This window comes from Sporosarcina sp. E16_3 (assembly GCF_017347125.1).
Lineage (GTDB): Bacteria > Bacillota > Bacilli > Bacillales_A > Planococcaceae > Sporosarcina.
In genome coordinates, this window is sequence record NZ_JADPRX010000013.1 from 20,492 (window position 1) to 38,532 (window position 18,041).

23 protein-coding genes are annotated in these 18,041 nt (G+C 37.8%); 3 read left to right on the forward strand and 20 right to left on the reverse strand.

The window, feature by feature from the left end; all coding sequences use genetic code 11:
- Positions 1 to 36: 36 nt before the first annotated feature.
- From dnaX to I2483_RS09660, 11 genes are all read right to left on the reverse strand, one after another.
- Complete coding sequence (gene dnaX / locus I2483_RS09610) at positions 37 to 2,106, reverse strand: DNA polymerase III subunit gamma/tau (protein WP_207151427.1); 2,070 nt, start codon at positions 2,104 to 2,106, stop codon at positions 37 to 39.
- Positions 2,078 to 2,986 (reverse strand): ThiF family adenylyltransferase, encoded by a 909-nt coding sequence (locus I2483_RS09615; RefSeq protein ID WP_207151428.1) that lies wholly within the window; start codon positions 2,984 to 2,986, stop codon positions 2,078 to 2,080. Before I2483_RS09615 ends, dnaX begins: the two co-directional genes overlap by 29 nt.
- Positions 2,983 to 4,020, reverse strand: a complete 1,038-nt coding sequence (locus I2483_RS09620; RefSeq protein WP_218624923.1) for a hypothetical protein — start codon at positions 4,018 to 4,020, stop codon at positions 2,983 to 2,985. The genes I2483_RS09615 and I2483_RS09620 overlap by 4 nt, the downstream gene beginning before the upstream one ends.
- A gap of 275 nt (positions 4,021 to 4,295) precedes the next feature.
- A complete protein-coding gene (locus I2483_RS09625; RefSeq protein WP_207151430.1) occupies positions 4,296 to 4,496 on the reverse strand; it encodes a helix-turn-helix transcriptional regulator in 201 nt (66 codons plus the stop codon).
- Between the two features lie 118 nt (positions 4,497 to 4,614).
- Complete coding sequence (locus I2483_RS09630) at positions 4,615 to 5,100, reverse strand: hypothetical protein (protein ID WP_207151431.1); 486 nt, start codon at positions 5,098 to 5,100, stop codon at positions 4,615 to 4,617.
- A gap of 82 nt (positions 5,101 to 5,182) precedes the next feature.
- The gene (locus tag I2483_RS09635) at positions 5,183 to 6,271 is read right to left on the reverse strand and encodes a hypothetical protein (RefSeq protein WP_207151432.1); all 1,089 of its coding nucleotides are present in this window, start codon (positions 6,269 to 6,271) and stop codon (positions 5,183 to 5,185) included.
- Entirely contained in the window at positions 6,249 to 6,812 is a 564-nt protein-coding gene (locus tag I2483_RS09640; protein ID WP_207151433.1) for a hypothetical protein, read from the reverse strand. The genes I2483_RS09635 and I2483_RS09640 overlap by 23 nt, the downstream gene beginning before the upstream one ends.
- Positions 6,813 to 6,837: 25 nt before the next feature.
- Positions 6,838 to 7,161 carry a hypothetical protein gene (locus I2483_RS09645; RefSeq protein WP_207151434.1) on the reverse strand — a complete coding sequence of 108 codons (324 nt, stop codon included), beginning with the start codon at positions 7,159 to 7,161 and terminating at the stop codon, positions 6,838 to 6,840.
- 54 nt (positions 7,162 to 7,215) lie between these two features.
- A complete protein-coding gene (locus tag I2483_RS09650; RefSeq protein ID WP_207151435.1) occupies positions 7,216 to 7,425 on the reverse strand; it encodes a hypothetical protein in 210 nt (69 codons plus the stop codon).
- 44 nt (positions 7,426 to 7,469) lie between these two features.
- A complete protein-coding gene (locus I2483_RS09655; protein WP_255550385.1) occupies positions 7,470 to 8,363 on the reverse strand; it encodes a 5'-3' exonuclease in 894 nt (297 codons plus the stop codon).
- A 14-nt stretch (positions 8,364 to 8,377) separates the two neighbouring features.
- Positions 8,378 to 8,650 carry a hypothetical protein gene (locus I2483_RS09660; RefSeq protein WP_207151436.1) on the reverse strand — a complete coding sequence of 91 codons (273 nt, stop codon included), beginning with the start codon at positions 8,648 to 8,650 and terminating at the stop codon, positions 8,378 to 8,380.
- Positions 8,651 to 9,682: 1,032 nt separating this feature from the next.
- On the opposite strand from I2483_RS09660, the gene I2483_RS09665 reads away from it, so the two are divergent.
- The 3 genes from I2483_RS09665 (at position 9,683) to I2483_RS09675 (ending at position 12,533) form a co-directional block, all read left to right on the forward strand.
- Positions 9,683 to 10,966 carry a replication initiation protein gene (locus tag I2483_RS09665; RefSeq protein WP_346014192.1) on the forward strand — a complete coding sequence of 428 codons (1,284 nt, stop codon included), beginning with the start codon at positions 9,683 to 9,685 and terminating at the stop codon, positions 10,964 to 10,966.
- Positions 10,967 to 11,183: 217 nt separating this feature from the next.
- The gene (locus tag I2483_RS09670) at positions 11,184 to 12,137 is read left to right on the forward strand and encodes a hypothetical protein (protein WP_207151437.1); all 954 of its coding nucleotides are present in this window, start codon (positions 11,184 to 11,186) and stop codon (positions 12,135 to 12,137) included.
- A 150-nt stretch (positions 12,138 to 12,287) separates the two neighbouring features.
- Entirely contained in the window at positions 12,288 to 12,533 is a 246-nt protein-coding gene (locus I2483_RS09675; RefSeq protein ID WP_207151438.1) for a hypothetical protein, read from the forward strand.
- A gap of 341 nt (positions 12,534 to 12,874) precedes the next feature.
- Here the strand turns inward: I2483_RS09675 and I2483_RS09680 are convergent, their stop codons facing one another.
- The 9 genes from I2483_RS09680 to I2483_RS09720 form a co-directional block, all read right to left on the reverse strand.
- Complete coding sequence (locus tag I2483_RS09680) at positions 12,875 to 13,213, reverse strand: YolD-like family protein (RefSeq protein WP_207151439.1); 339 nt, start codon at positions 13,211 to 13,213, stop codon at positions 12,875 to 12,877.
- A 1-nt stretch (position 13,214) separates the two neighbouring features.
- Positions 13,215 to 13,481, reverse strand: a complete 267-nt coding sequence (locus tag I2483_RS09685) for a YolD-like family protein (protein WP_207151440.1) — start codon at positions 13,479 to 13,481, stop codon at positions 13,215 to 13,217.
- A 59-nt stretch (positions 13,482 to 13,540) separates the two neighbouring features.
- The gene (locus I2483_RS09690; RefSeq protein WP_207151441.1) at positions 13,541 to 14,803 is read right to left on the reverse strand and encodes a Y-family DNA polymerase; all 1,263 of its coding nucleotides are present in this window, start codon (positions 14,801 to 14,803) and stop codon (positions 13,541 to 13,543) included.
- On the reverse strand, positions 14,804 to 15,007 hold the full coding sequence (locus I2483_RS09695; protein WP_207151442.1) for a LexA family protein: 204 nt from the start codon (positions 15,005 to 15,007) through the stop codon (positions 14,804 to 14,806).
- Between the two features lie 14 nt (positions 15,008 to 15,021).
- Positions 15,022 to 15,390: a YhjD family protein gene (locus I2483_RS09700; protein ID WP_207151443.1), complete on the reverse strand. Its 369-nt coding sequence runs from the start codon at positions 15,388 to 15,390 to the stop codon at positions 15,022 to 15,024.
- Between the two features lie 3 nt (positions 15,391 to 15,393).
- Positions 15,394 to 15,615 (reverse strand): transcriptional regulator, encoded by a 222-nt coding sequence (locus I2483_RS09705; protein ID WP_207151444.1) that lies wholly within the window; start codon positions 15,613 to 15,615, stop codon positions 15,394 to 15,396.
- 313 nt (positions 15,616 to 15,928) lie between these two features.
- On the reverse strand, positions 15,929 to 16,093 hold the full coding sequence (locus I2483_RS09710; RefSeq protein WP_207151445.1) for a hypothetical protein: 165 nt from the start codon (positions 16,091 to 16,093) through the stop codon (positions 15,929 to 15,931).
- An 89-nt stretch (positions 16,094 to 16,182) separates the two neighbouring features.
- On the reverse strand, positions 16,183 to 17,658 hold the full coding sequence (locus tag I2483_RS09715) for a DNA cytosine methyltransferase (RefSeq protein WP_207151446.1): 1,476 nt from the start codon (positions 17,656 to 17,658) through the stop codon (positions 16,183 to 16,185).
- Positions 17,659 to 17,752: 94 nt separating this feature from the next.
- Positions 17,753 to 18,025 carry an LPD28 domain-containing protein gene (locus I2483_RS09720; protein WP_207151447.1) on the reverse strand — a complete coding sequence of 91 codons (273 nt, stop codon included), beginning with the start codon at positions 18,023 to 18,025 and terminating at the stop codon, positions 17,753 to 17,755.
- Between the last annotated feature and the right edge of the window lie 16 nt (positions 18,026 to 18,041).

Here is an 18,041-nt window from a genome sequence, read left to right on the forward strand (position 1 = left end):
CTCCTTATGAAACTAACAAGAGGAAACCTCCTCTCGTTAGTTTATTTTTTCTCGTAACGCGGCCACAATACGACCCCAACTATCTTCCGTTAGGAGGATCAATTGCGATGACTGATAAACTTCGTCAAAGATCGATTCAACGATTGAGCGATTTGCCACTCTTTTCATTAAATTCACTTTCGCGTTTTCACAATGACTCATGATGACATGTGTCTCGCTAACCGCTTTCAGTGAAAATTCGCGGAATAGGACTTGCGTTGATATTTTGGTTTGTTTTAACAAATCATCGATTTCAGTAAATTTTTCAGAATAAGTAGCCCTTAATTCTTTTGTACAAGAATCAAGCATAGATAAAATCTTTTCCTCATCTGCAGAAAGTGGTTTATCGGTACGTGTTACTACCGGTGCACGTTCCTCCATCGATGGTTCTTCTTCAGGAGCGGGAGGTATCTGACTTTCGTCGATAACATGAACCCAATTCTCTTTATTTTCTATTGCTTTTTCGATTATGTGTGAAAACTCAGGAACTCCATCAGATTCCATTACAGAAGCTTCATTCCGAATATTATTCAAAACTACCGCTGCTGGTAACTCGATTGAGTGATTGTCGTCCGGCGCATTAAATGTAGGGACACTATTCATATCACCAAACAAGTCTTCCATTGTAAGATCCTGTAGGAATTCTTTTTTTGTTTCCACCTTTTCCGCATTCTCAGTTTTCATCTTTGGGGAAGCTGTTTCAGAAAACTCACTTGTCTGTATTACAGGCGGCTCATAGGGATCCTCAACGGGTGCATACCTAGGAGCTTCATCTTGCTCTAAAGGCGGAGTTGGTTCCGGAGTAATCGTAATTTCATTCGGTGTTGTAACCGGTACCTCTTGTTGAGTATCTTGAGAAACCGAAATCGCTTCCTCCACTACTTCAATAACCGGTAATGATTCAACCGAAGCAGCCACTTGTTCAAGCCTTACTCCAGATTTCAACAACTCTACTTCCTGTTTAAGCTGCATGACTTCTGCACGTAAGTCCTCATTCTGATCATTCACCATTTCTACAATCGCCATTTCAACAAGCAAATGTACGTCATGATGAAATTTCATTTTCCCCATCGTCTCTTGCAAAATGTCTAAATGACGGAAAATGAGAACCGAATTAACCGATTGACGTACTTGATGGAATCCAGGGTCAGTTACACCTTTTTTGAGTGTTGCTTTTTCCCCCAGCTTTTCATAAAGAAGAATATCACGATAATAATTCATCATTTCCTCAATGAAAAACCTCGGTTCTTGTCCACTTTGGAAACAGGAATTGAAATGTTCAAGTGATCCTTCTACATCCTTCGCACCAATGAATTCAATTAATTTTCCTATTTTCCGAGTATCAACGGCTCCCGTTAGTTCAATTACATTCTTCAACGACACTTTTCCAGGTGTATGTGAAATGGCTTGGTCCAGTAGACTTAGCGCATCACGCATTCCTCCTGCAGCAATTTGTGCTATTAGTTGTAATGCCGCCATCTCTACGTCTGCCTTCTCTGCTTGGATGATTGTCTCCATACGAGAAACTATGTCATCCTGTGCGATTCGTCTAAAATCATAGCGTTGACAACGTGATAGAATTGTCAACGGGATCTTATGCGGCTCGGTAGTAGCAAGGATAAATATTGCATGTGCAGGTGGCTCTTCAAGTGTCTTAAGTAATGCATTGAAAGCTTGATTAGTGAGCATATGCACTTCGTCGATAATGTACACTTTGTACTTACCGAATACGGGTGTATATACTACTTTCTCTCGCAAATCCCTGATTTCATCGACACCATTGTTACTAGCAGCGTCCATCTCTAGTATGTCCGGGTTAGAATCTTTACACGAATCGCATACCCCACAAGGGTCAAAACCATTAGGTTCTAAGCAATTTAATGCTTTGGCTAATATTTTTGCAGAAGAAGTTTTACCTGTTCCGCGAGGACCTGTAAATAAATATGCGTGAGAAACTTTCCCTAAACGTAATGCGTTTAATAGAGTTGTTTTGATAGTTTCCTGACCAATCAACGAATCAAATCCTGTTGGGCGGTATTTACGATACAATGCTAGATGTTGCGTCATTGTCATTCATCTCCTCAAAAAAGTTTTTAAATAATTGTTTAGTCCGTTTGGATACAAAGCGAGTTTGTGCTGATCCAAATCTGGCATTAAAAATGATTTCTTCTTGAACGATTTCACCTGAATGAAACAGGTTGTTCATAAAGGTATTTGTTAACTGTGCCGCCATTTTATTTGTAGCGGAACGTTGTGGATTTTGAAGTATCAGGTCGCCACATGATTGATTGGGAAAGACACTTTCTTCATCAGCTAATATGGTTGGGTATACATCAGCAACAGGCGGCAAAAAAACCTCGCCGTACTTTTTGTATCCGCATACCACTTGGCCAGAAAATCCTGAACCCATAATCTTCTCATCAACTAACGGTTCATTGGGCAATTCTTCCTTTAACAATACACCTTCAACACCTACATCAATGTAGAGAAGTTCATCCAGTAAATACGAATGAAAATACTCATGCATTAACATTCGTGTCCTGTTATTATCAACTAGACCAATTAGAATCGGTATCATCTTATTTTTGTTATTTTCTTCATTCAACGAAAAAAGTTCATGAAGTTCTTCGATAGATGTAACATACTCCGCCACCGCCATAACGTCGACTTCATAATGGGTCCCGTATCGTTCAGCAAGGGCATCTACCTTGAAAGCATTTATGTCCTCAACATCAAATAGTTGATTCGATAAATTCTTCTGTTCAACCTTATCTCCATCAACAATCGTCAAAGTTCCGAATAATCTTGCCTTACGATAGAAAGAAGTACTTCTTCCAGCACCGTAGGTTGAGATATCTTGCAACAAGTTTCGGACAAAGTGACTTCCATTTGCCCCTGCACCAATACAAACAATGTTGTACTGAGTGTGCTTATCTGCAATTATCATAGTGACCACCCCTTAAGCGTGACTTTCTCGTCCCAATCCAATGGATAACCTTCTTGAACTCCATTAATATCAAGTTCAAAAACATCAGAAGCGGGCACGATTACCGAATGTTCATTCGACTTCGCGCGTAGGAGTATCTCTGGTATAGGTCGATTCAAACGGCCGACGACTGCATACAAACCGTAACGCTGCTCGTCATGGTCATCGGTCGAAGAAAAGAACGCTCGCATAACGTTATGAGAGTGGATTTCTAGAACGACCATATAACGTAATGAATTACGTCCCATGAACTCATCACCATAACGACAATCAATGTGAGTGCCTGTTACTGTCTGCATAGGACATTCAACTACATACAATTCCTCTTGCTGGTCCCAATACACTCGAATCATTACTTCATAATTCCCTTTACGTGTATACGCTTTAAAAAACGATAGAATATTCGCGAGAATTGTCCTTGGAATCTTAGGTAAATCGAAAGTAAATCCGGATTCAACTTGTTCCAATTGCGGAACATATGATGTTTTAGCAATCATGCGCCCGAACGGTGATTTTCTGACTTCATAAAGATGCCCATCCTGCCCTGGAACATATGAAATATTCCCTGGGTGAGATTCAGCCTCTTCGATAGATGTTAAAAAAGGGCCTCGCAAAAGCGAGTGCCCTCCTTTACTTCCCGCAAATGCATCGGGGAATAAACGCTTACTTTCTTCGTCTACATCCCATTTTGTACGTGCGGCTGAAAATTGCGCGAACGATTTTTCAAGTTCTACTCGCAATTCTTCTAGCGTAACTCCCTCTTCCGGAAAATCTTCTACAAAATCCGTAACAAGGAATTGCTCCGTTGCGAAATGGATTGTCCATTCACTTGTCACCTTAATTTCAGGTTTCGGTTCAGCTGGTGTTTTTTTGGGAGAAGAAGTTTTTCCGCTTGTGGAGGTTTTACTCTTTGTTTCTTTTTTCTCCTTTTTCGCGACTTCTTTCTTATCCTCCGTTGTTTCCATTCCAAGATCAAATAATGTTAGTTCTTGCATGTTTGACACTCTCCTTAAAAAAGTTTTATTTTATTTAAAGCACAAAAAAGCACTTTATCTAAAATGTCATTCCGCCAGAAAAAAGACAGATGAACACAAAGATAAAGTGCTTTTAATTAACTTCTCTCCCGCGTGGGTGAGATAAGAAATAAGTGCAATAAATATAACCACAGTATACCATAAACACCTCTTTCTGCAAAGAGCAAATGGTACAGTGTAGAACAATGAACATACCAGCACTATAGAGCAAATGGCGGCATGTTCATCATTGGTTATTAGATTGTGACAGCAAGTTCATCAGTAGAAAACGTCTTCGTCAACTCCGCTATGTCATTTAAACTTAAATCTAATGCTTTAAATAACTTTTCATATGTTTCTAGACCTAAGTTATCCACTCCACCTTCAGCCCGTGAAATAGTTTTTACTCCGACTTTAGCTAGGTCCGCTAGTTCGGGTTGGGTATACCCCTTTTTCATGCGTTCTGATAATACAATGTGTCCATAGACAGCCGATAAGCCATATAACGCTTCACGGAAATGAGGATGCGCTTTTAATATTTCTGTTGTGTCTAATAGATTTCTCGCTTTTTTAATGTTAATCAGTCCCCTCTAGGTATTGTCCCGGATTGCGAAGTACATCCTCATACATTTGATAAGCCAAGTCTCTCATTTGATTTGTTTGGTCCATATTAGGTCTGCGTGTTTTTATAAACTGTTTTGCAAACACGTAATACGATTGCCCATTATGCTTCATCGGAAAAAATAGAAATCGTAAATGGATATTTCCATTCATTGCATACCGAAGTTCATAAATCGGATATACCGTCAATACCTTTACTACTACATAAGATTTTAAACGAGGATATCCTTGAAAAGTAATAAGGACATCTATTTTCTTATGAAGAATACTTTCTAAAGGATGAAATCTTAAAATTTCAAATGCCTTTTGGATATACAGTAGATGCATTTCCGCCTCTGAAGAAATTAATGAGTGTTCGAGAATTTCGTCTAAAAATTCCCCTACAGTATCTCTATCATTTTCATCGTATATAGAGACAATTTTATTTTCATTTACTTTCATTATATTCACACCATATCATATATGACTTGAATTAGCTAATAATTCAAGTCATATATGCACCTTTCATGTTATTGAGTCAGAATTACATTATCTGTTTAATCGTCATTCCAAATGGACGAAGCTGTTCAGCTGGGAAGTCCTGTCCTTGGTAATGTTCAAACAGTTCTCGAACATTACTTTGTAAATGCGTATTATTTGTTCCACTTAAAAAGATAAGCGGCATTGTTGCTAGGTCTTTTCCGCTGTTTATTATTTCATCTTTATATCCATTCCAACAAACTACCCCATTATCGAAAACATTCGAATACGGATAATGGTAGATAGGCGTCTCTAAAGCTATATCACCATCGTCAGGTACAGCAACAAGCTTCATTTTCGTTACTTGTTTGTTCTGAACATGTAAGATACAGGCAAGACGGGGATGTCCAACGTCTTCGTAAGCTAAATTATGAAACTTTACACGAAAACGAGATTTATGTATTTCCAATACATAAATGTGTCGCTTGGTGGTAACTTGAGCGAGAACACAGTTCTTAGGAATTTCTAATTCTGCGACTTTCATCTCTTCCACATCTTTTAATCTTCCGAGCGCCTCAATCAGCCAAAGTGGATCGATATGAGGGATTGCTAATTCAAACCACTCCCGAAGTTGTTCACTGTTCACGTCGCTTGCCATTTTAATAAGAATCGGAAAAACTCGTGCAATTACTTCCTTTTTTGTATCAACAGCAATCACACGTTTCAATAATTCATCCAGCAATTGAACATAAATAGGTTCATTGGGTAGTCCTTTCACTTGGTCAATTAGAGACACAAATAAGTCTTCGACCACTTCTCCATGCAACTGTAACAAGTCCACTTTTTCAAGTGCGTACTTAAGAAATAATTGATATTGCTTATTTTTCCCCAAATAAAACCTATCAGCATGCTGCATTGTCTGTACCATGAAATCCGAGAGTTCTTTAGTATCCTCTAGGGACTTAATATATTCTTTGTAATCATGATTACGCTCAACTATTATATGTTGGATAATATCAGCAATTGGTAATTCATTCATCAAGCTGACAATATAATCATTTATATAGAGGCGGCGTGTGCCTACCTTCTTGTCCTGTTCATACCTTTCAACAGTCACTCTTTCACCATTTTCAAACTTGGCTAGTATTTGCATTAGTAATCTCTCCTTTTGGGTTTCTCCGTATACTACGGATCATTTTTTGTGCATCTTCATGAATTGATAGTAATTTTTGACAGAACTCACTCGCAAAGCCGACAACATAATACAATCGAAGTATTAGACTCGTTCCAACTGCATTGCATTTGCCTTCTAAATTACTTAAATCCATCAATTCAATACCATTAGCAAATTCTCGCATCCAATCGGCAATGATATTACGCTGCGAAAGAGTAAGTTGACAATTGGTCAATTCCTCAAGTGCAAACAATTGTATACTGACAGCCCCCGCGTAATCGCCCATGTCCAAGTTTCTAAATTTAAGCTTTCCGATCTTAGAAAGACTTAAAAAGTCTTGAACCGTTTCTAAATACGAATAGTCACCTATCCCATCCATTCCACCCTCGTAATAAAAGGAATAGTTGTCTGGTACAGGATTACTAGTGCTTTCAATCATTTTTGCTACAATGCAACGATCAAGCATATACTCCATCAATGCTTTATCCGTTTGCCACAACTCAAATGTACCTATATTCATAGTCAAATCTCCTTAAAAAAGTTTTTTAGAAAAATTTCTTCTTTCGACTGCATTGTTTCCACATTTCATCACTAATGGATTGCAAGATTAAACACTCTCGAAATGGATGATGTGAATAATAAGATGCTTCGCCAAAACAGTTACTTTCCTCCACTTCATCTTCCTCAGAAGTTGAGTAATAAATTGATTCAGCGGTTGATTGTAAGTCTGCAATGCTCCAAGAATTAAACAACTCTCGAATATCCCCTATGTTGTATTTGGTGGTTGAGAAAAAAAGTTCGTTAACTATTTCAACATCAACATCATGTTCAGTTGAACGCTCTTCAAACGATGACCACAACTTATCCATGTCCGTGTCCTCCTTAAATAAAAAAGCAGAAGTTCAATGTAAATGAACTCCTGCTTAACAGTTTTCTAATTCGATTGGTAACTTCGGCAATAACCGAAATTCATGGGGGACTTTTGTTCCGTAACCAATATTCAACACCGGTTTCCCTAATACAGCTTCAATGAATGCTTTTGCATCATCGAGCGGGAGTTCAGGTGCGTGAATTATCGCCCATTTAAATTGATCTTCATCGCGAACAAAAAACCAATAATCAACGATTTTCAAGATAATCGCTCCCTTTTCTTCCAGTGTAACATGATTCTTTATAATCACAATAAGGAAAGTATATCATTCATACCTAATACCTGGCATGATTCCCGCAGTTTCAATGGATTCATATATTGAACCGGAATTGAAATGGGAATGTCTCGATGAAGAGTTGTAAGAGTTTTGAAGAATACCGCCTTATCTCTTCCTTCCTCCACTTTCACCTTATACCGCTTCAATGTTTTTGGAAAATCCTTGGCTACTATTAATTCATCAACCGTTCCAAAAGTCTGAAGTAAAGAAAGTGCTCCCTTATCTCCTATCCCTGGTATTCCCGGAATATTATCTGATGAATCTCCGGCAATTGCCTTGACATCGACGATTTGCCGTGGTTTAAGTCCTGGATATTCATCACCAAAATTATCAGGCGTCATTACAACGTCTACTTTTGCTTTCCTAACAATAACTGAAACGCGTTCCGTGAGTAATTGATATGTATCACGGTCGTTAGAGAGAATATATACCTTCCCCTCTACTTGTTCAGCAAAAGATGCAATCAAGTCGTCAGCTTCGAATTCAGAACTCTTAAATACGGGAACGTTCGCATGTTTCAAAATTTCCTCTAATAGCGGAAACTGTTCCTTTAGCTCCTCAGGTGATTCCGACCTTCCGTCTTTATAGGCTGGATATACCTTTTTTCTATAACTTTTCCCATCATCAAACATGACTACAGCCCTTGCTTGATAAATTTTTTCGTTGGTTAACATCATCCGGAGGAATCCAAATATACCATTTGTGTATCGTCCATCAGGTGCTTGCCTCATTCCTTTAGGGGAATGAGCTGTTGCGTAGTAACAACGGTTCAATAAGTTATTACCATCAATCACTAACCAAGTTTCTTGTGTTTTCTTAACTTTAAGATCTGATGTCACTCCAAATAACGATAGTTGTTCCAATTTCAATCATCTCCTTAAAAAAGTGTGAGTTGCTCTTTTGCAACGCTTTGTTTAATTGACTCTTCCCTTTCTAGTGAAACAAGGGGCAAATCAGACTCGTTGAGTAATACGATTGATTCTGGAGGAAGTCTACCTGGAAAGTTGTTACGACTCCAAGCATTACAACCGTTCATCGTTTCAGGATCCTTTTCTTGATAAACACAGTTTTTTTTCCCAAAGTCGCAAACCTTCCAATGGGAACAACAGCCAAAACTACGTGAAAATCCACTTTTTGTATACATACTCATTCAATCACCCCCTTTTGGCATAAAAAAAGCCCAAACATAAGGTTTCGTTGAACACACAAAATCGCATGTCTAGAAACTCACATTTGAGCTGAATCATTAAAATAATGAAATACTGTGCAACTCTTCTCCCGCATGGGTGAAGTAATAGAAATAACAAATATAATAACATGATTATAGCATAGTGTTTGAACTATGGTATAGAACGAATTGAATTATTTTAAACTGACAACCTGGTATTCTCTGTTTGTACTAATGATTTAATTGATTTATATGTTTTAAATTTATTTAAGTGTTTTAGAGAGTCGTTCAGCCTTAGAGCCATAAGGGTTTAAGGCACTGAACTATCACCTTTTGGGCGTGAACCATCACCTTTTGGGCGTGAACTATCACTAATTAGGCGTGAACCATCACCTTTTAGGCGTGAACTATCACTTATTTATTGTTGAACTATCACCTTTTAGGCGTGTACTATCACTAATTAGGCGTGACTACAGAAATACAGTGTTTAAAGTACATTTCACACATATACTATCACCTTTGTCGAGTGATAGTATTGGAACTTTATATCTAACTATCACTAATTGGGCGTAACTTTAATTTATCGGTATGAAATCGTAAAAATGGTTCGGTAATAGTAACCATAAAATAATATTAATATAGGTTTCATTCTTCATATAAGGCTAACTATCACTAATTAGGCGTAACTTTTGATTATCGGCATTATATCTGGAAACTTAATTTCTAATGATGTTTTATTTCAATATAACCCATGTTATACGGCTAACTATCACTAATTAGGCGTAACTTTTGATTATCGGCATTATATCTGGAAGTTTAATTTTTAATGATGTTTATTTCGATATAACCTATGTTTTACGGCTAACTATCACTAATTAGGCGTGAAATTTGATTTGAATTCACTAATTTTTGGTGTTTTGTTGATGAACTATCACTAAATAGGAGTCATGTATTATTTGCTTTACTATCACTAGGTGGGTACGATAGTGATAGTAAAGGGAGTGAGTGATTACCGTGTCAATTATAGAACCAAGTTTGCTAGATATTCCTACTCAACAAGGCGTCTTAGAACGTATTGAACTACCAGAGTTCGACTTGGTGGAAGTCAATAAGTTGAACGACGAACACTGGGTAACTAAACATAACCAGTTGATCCAAAGTACATATAAGCTGTCCTTGCAGCAACAGCGGATTCTTTTAATTATCGCTTCCCGAATACAACCTAAAGATGAAAATTTTAAATTGTATCAGTTTAACACTAAGGACATTATTGAAATACTGGGCCTTTCAAGTTCAGCAGGAAGCTATTATACACAAATAAAAAGTATCGTAAATGACCTGCAAACGAAAACACTAACCATCAAAACAGAAGACCGGGAAACAAACTTCACATGGGTTATTACTTCAGATTACTTCCCAAAGCAGGGATTTTTCCAAGTTGAGCTTCATCCGAAGTTGAAGCCCTACTTCTTAGAACTAAAAGATAAGTTCACACAATACCGGTTGGAAAACGTGCTAAGGTTAAACTCATCTTATTCCATACGAATGTACGAACTATTAAAACAATACGAAAGTATACGGACTAGAAGGTTTGGTGTAGAAGAGCTAAAAGAGCTGCTTGCAATTGAACCCGGAAAATATAAGCAATATGGACATTTTAAAAGTAAGATTTTGCTTCATTCACAGGAACAAATTGAAAAGCACACTGATTTGCGGTTTGAATTTAAGGAGATTAAATCAGGTAGAAAAATAACCAAAATAGAATTCTTCATAAAAACAAAAAACGTCGGGACTACTGTGATCGGCATTAAGAAGGATGCAATCAACGATAGTTTACTTGAGATAGGGATGAGTCTAGTCCAAATCAAAAAGATTAGAGACAAATGGGATGACGAGCAAATTCTTCGTAACCTCGCATATACAAAAGTTCAACTAAAAAAGAAGCGAATTGATAAACCTGTTGGCTATTTCATTCGTGCATTGACTGAAGACTATGGAGGGAATGAAGATAGTGAACACAATTCAGGGGGTAGTAAGCAAGTTGAGCTATTAAATAGGACAGGCGTTGACCATAGGGATAAAAAGTATGGAAGAAAGGTTATTGATTTTGAAGTAATGCTTATTAGCACCAGAGATATACAGCGCGAATTAGGCCTAGATGAAGAGACTATTCAGGAGAAGCTGAAAGAGGAAGTAATTGCTTTTGTTATTTATCAATTTGAGCACTATAAAATATTGATTGAACCTGAAATGTTTACAGATACCCTATTAGCGTCTTATTGCGTAGGAAAAGTTTAGTTAATCCTTTAAAACCCATCATAAGGTTGTCGATTATTATTGAATATGATATGATTTCATCAATATATCCCACATTACCATTTTTTACTTCACCCACGCGGGAGAAGAGATTGATTTTTTTATAACAAGCATTCTATTGGATGAATGAGCGAAAGCCATTATTTCCTACGGAATGCTTTTTTTGTTTTTACATTTAACCAAAAAGGAGGAATTTCCAATGTGGAAAAAAGCCGTATTTATCATTATACTTTACCCGATTTTATGGGTCATTGATCTATTTATGAAATCTCAATTGTTGATTAGTTACCATGACTTTCTGATGAAATGGTGGCCTTATGGAGTAGTTATCGTTATGACATACTTCGCTATCCGGAAATTAGGAGATTTTAAGTATGAGGAAATGGAGAAATTACGAGAGTCACAGTTTTTCTCTGAGTTACGACGGTATCGTAATACACCGTTTATCTCACCCGTCATGCTGATGTATTTAATTAATCCACCACGCGCCTATCGTCCATATGACAGTGACTACGTGAATAATACGTTTTATCGAACCGTGGTTAACGCCTTCCGTGATCGAGTGTACATTATGTCGGATTATCGCCGCCCTCAACCTGAGCGTCGAGAACCCTATTTAAAGGTGGTTGGTTGGAAAACGTGCGGGGTATTATTCATTTATTTTAGTGCCCCCTTTAGCTGGCTTACTTATTGGGTCTTTGCAGATCCATCTATGCTAATAAAAGGTTGGCCACTCTTTACAATTCCGTTTGTAATATATGGCTTGATAAAATGCTCATTTATGATCCAGGCAATTATGGATCACCATCCAAAACAATTGGAACGGTTAATAAAGAGTGAGTCAGCTTATCAAGAACCTCAGACATGGCGTGAAGCTTTCCCAGACAAGTCTTTGGGTATTACGATTCTTCGTGCATATGAAATGGAAAAGGAATCTCGCATGCGGTATCATGCAATGTTAAAGCGAATACCGGTTCCAGAGACTACTATAGAATTTCATCATGCAAGCTTTCCACCTTATCCGCTGCCTTCACAACATTTGCCGCCCTGGACAAATGAAATGGAAGAACAATTTATAAATAAAGCGACGGAGTGGAGTGAACCAGGGAGTACAAAATCAAATGTAGTACCTCTTCGGAGAAAGATGAAATAAATGACAGGCAACTGGGGTTTCTTCTTATTCAACGCTCAATCGAATAAGGAACGAGCATAAGTTTTTCAATCCAAATATGAAGGAAGAATGTGCACTGAATTTTGTATTTAATGGGAGACATCTACGAAACATTAGGGGAGGATGAAGACGATGGAACAAGAATCTATGACGAATTCATACTCTGAAAAGATTATCATTCAACGGACTGAAGGCTCCGCTGAACCACATGAGATATCTCGAGAACTCAATCCTTTCGAGAATGCCTTCTATCCAAATGTAGGTACTCTGTTCGCTGTAAACAACGAAGTTTTAGAAGTTCTAAGCTACGATGAGGAAACTGGTATTGTAACAGTTCACAATCCTCATAGTTCTATCCCTAGATTCACATTAAAATAAGCTATATGCATCATATAAGAACCTCTGTAATAATACTTTTTCAAAATAAAAAGCATCGGTACTCCGATGCTTTTCTTGTTGTTGATAGCTATCATATGGGAGGTTGCCTGTCCTTTATTGTTTGACATGGTATGCAGGATTTGATAGATTTAGTACATAGGTTTCGGGCTCTCCGGTCCGAAATGTAGAGTGCGACCCGAAAGGCTCGCCGCTCTCCTTAAAAAAGTTTGAGAAATCCTCGTAGCTTCTCCGCTGCGAGGATTTCTTTTTGCTTATTTTCAATCCACCAATTATTTTCATTTATAGTTCAGTTCCACTAAAAAAATAGTGTTATTTCTCCGTCAATCCATAGATTGAACTTTAATAACATCTACAACCGGTATTTTATCATCACCGAACGGCCCCTCGATCGATATTAAGCTTAGGCGGTGATCGAGTACTGATATCTTTCCGGTGTACGTTATTAGCTTCCCTTTTCGCCATGTCGATACCTTAGCCTCGGACTGTCGCTTGTATGCTAATTCTAACTCCAACTGAATGGATTCTAATTCCCACTCATCAAACTGCGGTCGTTCTACTTTACCATCACTTTCCTTCCAATCTTTCACCGCTTGCACATGCTCCGTGAGCATCAAGCCTCTCCATTTTTTTGTTCCGCGATCACGAATGTTATCTAGCATCTCATTTCACGCTCACAATATTATTCATATTGATTTTTATGTTATCGTAACCAACTTGCAACGACAAAATCCCACGCTGGTCTTCGATTTCTATAACGACTCCCGTAAATGATTCATATCGCTTTTGGGCAAACATCGTGATTTCAACTTCTACACCGAATTCCTTTGATTCACCAATTCTCTCCCCGTTTTCAAGATAATTAGTTTCAGTTAGTTTTGGCCCTACCACTGTAACCTTAGATGCCTTTGGTTTTGGAATTACTGTCATCTTTATCATCCTTTCAGTTTTGGGATGGAGTTCGCTTTCCCCGATGCCATTTTGTCACATTACTTGTGTCCACCGACTAATTTCGACCGACCTATCGCCGTACCATCTTCCGTGAGCGAAACTGCCCGTAATATTGCTGTGCTTCCATATTTATCGCGGATATTATCCATTACCATTCCTAATTTACGATTTCGAACCTTGTGCTCATCAAAAAAGCTTAGTTGCATAGAAGTTTCATCTTCTAAATTCGTAATTGATATAGAAATTTTTCTAACGGGGCGGCCGTCGTGAAACTTATCAAATATAGCCACGCACGTTCGGTAAATTTTTAGTGTGTCATTTGTAGCTTCTTCTATTGATAACGCCCGACTAAATCCACCGCCTAGAGCATGCTTACTATAACCAATTCCCAGGTGGACAGTCCTACCCTCTTTCCTCGCCTCTCTCGCTCGACGAGTAACATCCTCACACATTTCTAATATGACTACGAGGACTGATTCACGGGTTACATAATCCCTGAATAGCGTCTGCCCTTTTCCGTAGCTCATAGCTTGATTCTCAAGCATAGGTGCTCCAATTTCGGATAAGTCGATCCCCCACGCGTGATGGTAATATTGATTTCCCATTACGCCAAATTTCTTTTCTAAACTTTTTAAATCAGCATGAGCAAGGTCCCTAACTGAAAAAATCCCTATATTGTTCAGGGATTTTTCTGTTTGATTGCCAATCCCCCACATTTCACTTAATGGAGAAACTGGCCATAATTTATTCGGGACATCTTCGAAGGTCCATTTTGCAAAACCAGTCTTTTTTGCTTCTAAATCGAGGGCTAATTTTGCCATTAACATATTTGGACCCATTCCAGCTGTCGAGGGTAAATTTAGCGTTTCTAAAATTTCCGCTTGGATATCCTTAACCGTTTTAACTGGATCTCCCCATAACTTTTCGGTTCCAGTTAGGTCAATAAACGATTCATCGACTGAGTAGACATGTATAGCCTCTGCTGGAACGTATTTGTGTAGGATGTGAGTGATGGACATTGACATATCAATAAAGTAAGACATTTTCGGTTCAAACAATCGAATTTCGGGATGGCTAGGAATTTCAAAAAATCGATTACCAGTCTTGATCCTGAATTTATTCTTCATAACGGGACTGGCCGCAAGCACTACACTGCCCCGTTTATTGAAATTACCAACGACTGCAATTGGCACAGTTCGAATATCTAAATTATGCAGTGTAGCCATGCAGCTCGCATAAAAACTCATCATATCGATACAGGCGATTTGTTTAATTGGCTGCCCCTTATATATCGGATGCATTTAAATCACTACTGTCAATGTTCTAGGGGATGAGGCTACGAAATTGACATACCCTTTTTCTTTCAATCTGTCCAGATGACCATGAACTGTTGATGATGATTTGAGACCGACTGCTGTAGCAATCTCTCGAATCGTTGGGGGATATTGGTTTTCCTCTGTATAGCTTTTAATGTATTCTAAGATATTTTTTTGACGTTCGCTCATTAAATATCAGCTCCTTAGTTATATTGATTTCCGGACTTCGTAAAATAGATACTTATCAATTCCTCGGTTCTGTTCCGTAGCCGTATATTCATGTAGCGTCTTATGTCCTCATAGCCACCATGGATAAACACGTACTCAGTGAATGTATCATCTTTGCCCTTTTTAATTAACTTCATGTTTTGGCTTCGTGCATAATTATTTGTCTCTTTCAATTCGGCTCGAACAATCTTCAAGGTGCTTTCGACGATCTTGATATAAGGTCCTTTCAATTTGAATGAACTCGTTTCAATCACTTCCCGGTCCCTCTCTAAGATATTTATAATCATCGGTAAGTAAATCATCTTTTCGAAGTACGGTAATGCTTCATCTGGGATTAACGCCATGACTTAGTTCACCATTCTTTCTTTCGTTTTGACGGGAACAAGCGCAAGCAAGTTATCAATTGTAAAAGTACGTTTGGATTTACGTAGAAAACAGTATGCACGAAACGATACTTCACCGACCTGCAGTACATTGATTCTTCGTTGGCTGATTGTTCCGTCTGCAGCCATGTACATCATATCTAGGAACTCGTTATATTCCAGTGACTTCATTAATTGATTACGCACACTTGTTCCCTCCTTTTGTTCCAGTATACAGAATGAATGTTCGTATTGCAAGCCACGAATAAGAAAGATGAGTGTTATATTTTGGTATTTCGATTTGTTTGCAACTAACCCACTCGATATCACGATACAGAGTCGCGCGAAGAGATTCCTGGAAGGTCTTTAGCGGTACTCGACACGTTAAGCGAAAGACGTTTTGATGTTCAATAAAAAAAGCGCCCAATCCATAATTTATGGACGGGTCGCTTATCACTTCATGATTCCTTACTGAGTCTTCAAACACATAGTCACTGAAGATTATCTGTTTTGATTGACCTTAATTATTTATATACTTGTAAATATTGATTGTATCTTCTAAATCGCATAAGCGACTAGATATAGCTAATTGAAAATCCTCTTCAGAAAGCTTCTCTTTTAATTCATTTTCAATAGCTCTTTGTATGTTATCTGGCAATAAGAAGATAAATGTCGTTTTATCCATTAAAAGCACATCCTTTTTAGATATTATCACTCTTGTAAAGTAAAGTTTTTAATAACACACCTATTTGATTGGGAGTGTCTTTAACTTTTTTAATAATAAATCGCTTGCGGTTGAAGAAGTGAATTATTAAACTTCTTAATAGCTCCCTTTACAGCTTTTGCGATAGCACGAGTCATTTCTATAGGAATAGAATTACACACCATTTGCTGAATCGAAGAAAGACTGCCAGTAAACAAATAATCATCACTGATTCCGAATAATCTCGCACACTCTCTCACACTTATCGTGCGATTTTCCGATGGATGTAAAATATTTGATTTCCGGAAGTTCGGTAACGCAATAGAAGGCTTGTCCCATAAAAGTCGTCTAAATACATGACTATGGGTTTTACCTTCTTTCATACCATTAGACATTAATTCGGTTGGTAGTTCTCGCCAATTTGACCCTGGACCGATGTGATTCATTCTTTCAATGGTTTCTGGTTTAGGTTTTGTAAAATCCAGTTGGTTTCGCACCTTATCATTTAAGCCATTTAATGCTTGTTTGACGGTCGTATACGAATCCTCGTTATGTGTGGGACTTGGTAACTCAATGTATCCAATTTTCGAACCGATGATAAAGGCTCTCTTACGCAGTTGTGCAGTCCCGTAATCAGCTGCACAGAGTACACCGGAGGTAATATCAAAGTCTCTCAATTCATCGAAAATCTCTTGCTTGAACATCCCGTTACCGGCTGTTAGTAGTCTTGGCACATTCTCTAGTACAAAGACTTTGCAATTAGGATTATTTTTAATTGAATCAATATACTCCCGAACAAGTAGATTGTTAGGGTTATCCAAAAAGTTTGTGTGTCGATTAGAGTTTGAAAAACCTTGACAAGGCGAGCCGCCAATCATAACGGTAGAACCAATTTTATTAAATGCACTTTTGTCGAATTCTGTAATATCAACGCATGCAATATCATTAGAATGATTTAATCGATAACTCATAACGGCTTCGCTATTATTCTCTAATGCAAATTTTACTTGAAAGCCTTCTTGGACAAAACCCTCATCCATGATACCTGCACCGCTAAATAGGCTAATAACATCAAATGATAGCTTCAGCCCGTTCTTTGCTGTATCAGATAAACCGATATGTCGAAGTAAAGGATCCGCTACTTTTAATGCACGTTGAAAGTAGTTTGTGTATTTAGTATCTGCAACTGCACTTTGTATATCCTCAGATGTAGTATCAAGTATTGTCGTATGTTCGTTAAACTTTCCTACAACACGAATACGATTTTGCTCTATTATTATTTCTAAATGTTTTGCACCCTCTAAAACACTTAAAACTGATTTATCTCGAATGTCGATAACTGGTTTGACATAATCTCTCATTCGACGTTTGGATACACGATTCTTGGTCTCTTCCGTTCGTTCTGATGGCCGAATAGTGATTGACCGTCCTTTTGTATCGATTTCGTAAACAAAAGGTATAGAAGGTTGGAAATTAGTTTGTAACAGTTCTTTATCCTGAATGTATATTCCTCTTGTAGAGTTTTTGGCTTTCCTAGTCTTTAACATAGTATGGCTCCCCTTTTATAAAAAAAGAGTAGCTGCATTGAATATGCAACCACTCTTTTCTATTATTCGAATCAGATTACAAAATCACACAAGTTTAGTGTGCACGTAATCCGTATAATACATTTTCTACATCCCATTTTTCATCGTCTGAAAGAACAAATCCAAATTCATCGATGTGTAATGGTTTACTAGTTGCAATCGTAGCCAAGTGATTAACGAATACAAAGTTAGCTATTTCGCATGGACTGTCTTGGCATTCATCGTCATGACGAATTTCGTAATAAAATAAGTTTTCGTCACGTTCTGATGTAGGTATTCGTAAACTTGTACTAAATACGATTTCAACATTTTGGATTGAATTTTTCATGCTCTACCCCTTTTCA

Bases quoted from the DNA above. Each gene is read 5' to 3' on its own strand.
- I2483_RS09630 (WP_207151431.1), bottom strand. From the start codon at position 5,100: ATGAAAGTAAATGAAAATAAAATTGTCTCTATATACGATGAAAATGAT.
- I2483_RS09640 (WP_207151433.1), bottom strand. From the start codon at position 6,812: ATGAATATAGGTACATTTGAGTTGTGGCAAACGGATAAAGCATTGATG.
- I2483_RS09715 (WP_207151446.1), bottom strand. From the start codon at position 17,658: ATGTTAAAGACTAGGAAAGCCAAAAACTCTACAAGAGGAATATACATT.
- I2483_RS09685 (WP_207151440.1), bottom strand. From the start codon at position 13,481: ATGACAGTAATTCCAAAACCAAAGGCATCTAAGGTTACAGTGGTAGGG.
- I2483_RS09645 (WP_207151434.1), bottom strand. From the start codon at position 7,161: ATGGATAAGTTGTGGTCATCGTTTGAAGAGCGTTCAACTGAACATGAT.
- I2483_RS09675 (WP_207151438.1), top strand. From the start codon at position 12,288: ATGGAACAAGAATCTATGACGAATTCATACTCTGAAAAGATTATCATT.
- I2483_RS09615 (WP_207151428.1), bottom strand. From the start codon at position 2,986: ATGATAATTGCAGATAAGCACACTCAGTACAACATTGTTTGTATTGGT.
- I2483_RS09625 (WP_207151430.1), bottom strand. From the start codon at position 4,496: ATGAAAAAGGGGTATACCCAACCCGAACTAGCGGACCTAGCTAAAGTC.
- I2483_RS09720 (WP_207151447.1), bottom strand. From the start codon at position 18,025: ATGAAAAATTCAATCCAAAATGTTGAAATCGTATTTAGTACAAGTTTA.
- I2483_RS09620 (WP_218624923.1), bottom strand. From the start codon at position 4,020: ATGCAAGAACTAACATTATTTGATCTTGGAATGGAAACAACGGAGGAT.
- I2483_RS09680 (WP_207151439.1), bottom strand. From the start codon at position 13,213: ATGCTAGATAACATTCGTGATCGCGGAACAAAAAAATGGAGAGGCTTG.
- dnaX (WP_207151427.1), bottom strand. From the start codon at position 2,106: ATGACGCAACATCTAGCATTGTATCGTAAATACCGCCCAACAGGATTT.
- I2483_RS09695 (WP_207151442.1), bottom strand. From the start codon at position 15,007: ATGAGCGAACGTCAAAAAAATATCTTAGAATACATTAAAAGCTATACA.
- I2483_RS09710 (WP_207151445.1), bottom strand. From the start codon at position 16,093: ATGGATAAAACGACATTTATCTTCTTATTGCCAGATAACATACAAAGA.
- I2483_RS09690 (WP_207151441.1), bottom strand. From the start codon at position 14,803: ATGCATCCGATATATAAGGGGCAGCCAATTAAACAAATCGCCTGTATC.
- I2483_RS09635 (WP_207151432.1), bottom strand. From the start codon at position 6,271: ATGCAAATACTAGCCAAGTTTGAAAATGGTGAAAGAGTGACTGTTGAA.
- I2483_RS09660 (WP_207151436.1), bottom strand. From the start codon at position 8,650: ATGAGTATGTATACAAAAAGTGGATTTTCACGTAGTTTTGGCTGTTGT.
- I2483_RS09700 (WP_207151443.1), bottom strand. From the start codon at position 15,390: ATGGCGTTAATCCCAGATGAAGCATTACCGTACTTCGAAAAGATGATT.
- I2483_RS09670 (WP_207151437.1), top strand. From the start codon at position 11,184: ATGTGGAAAAAAGCCGTATTTATCATTATACTTTACCCGATTTTATGG.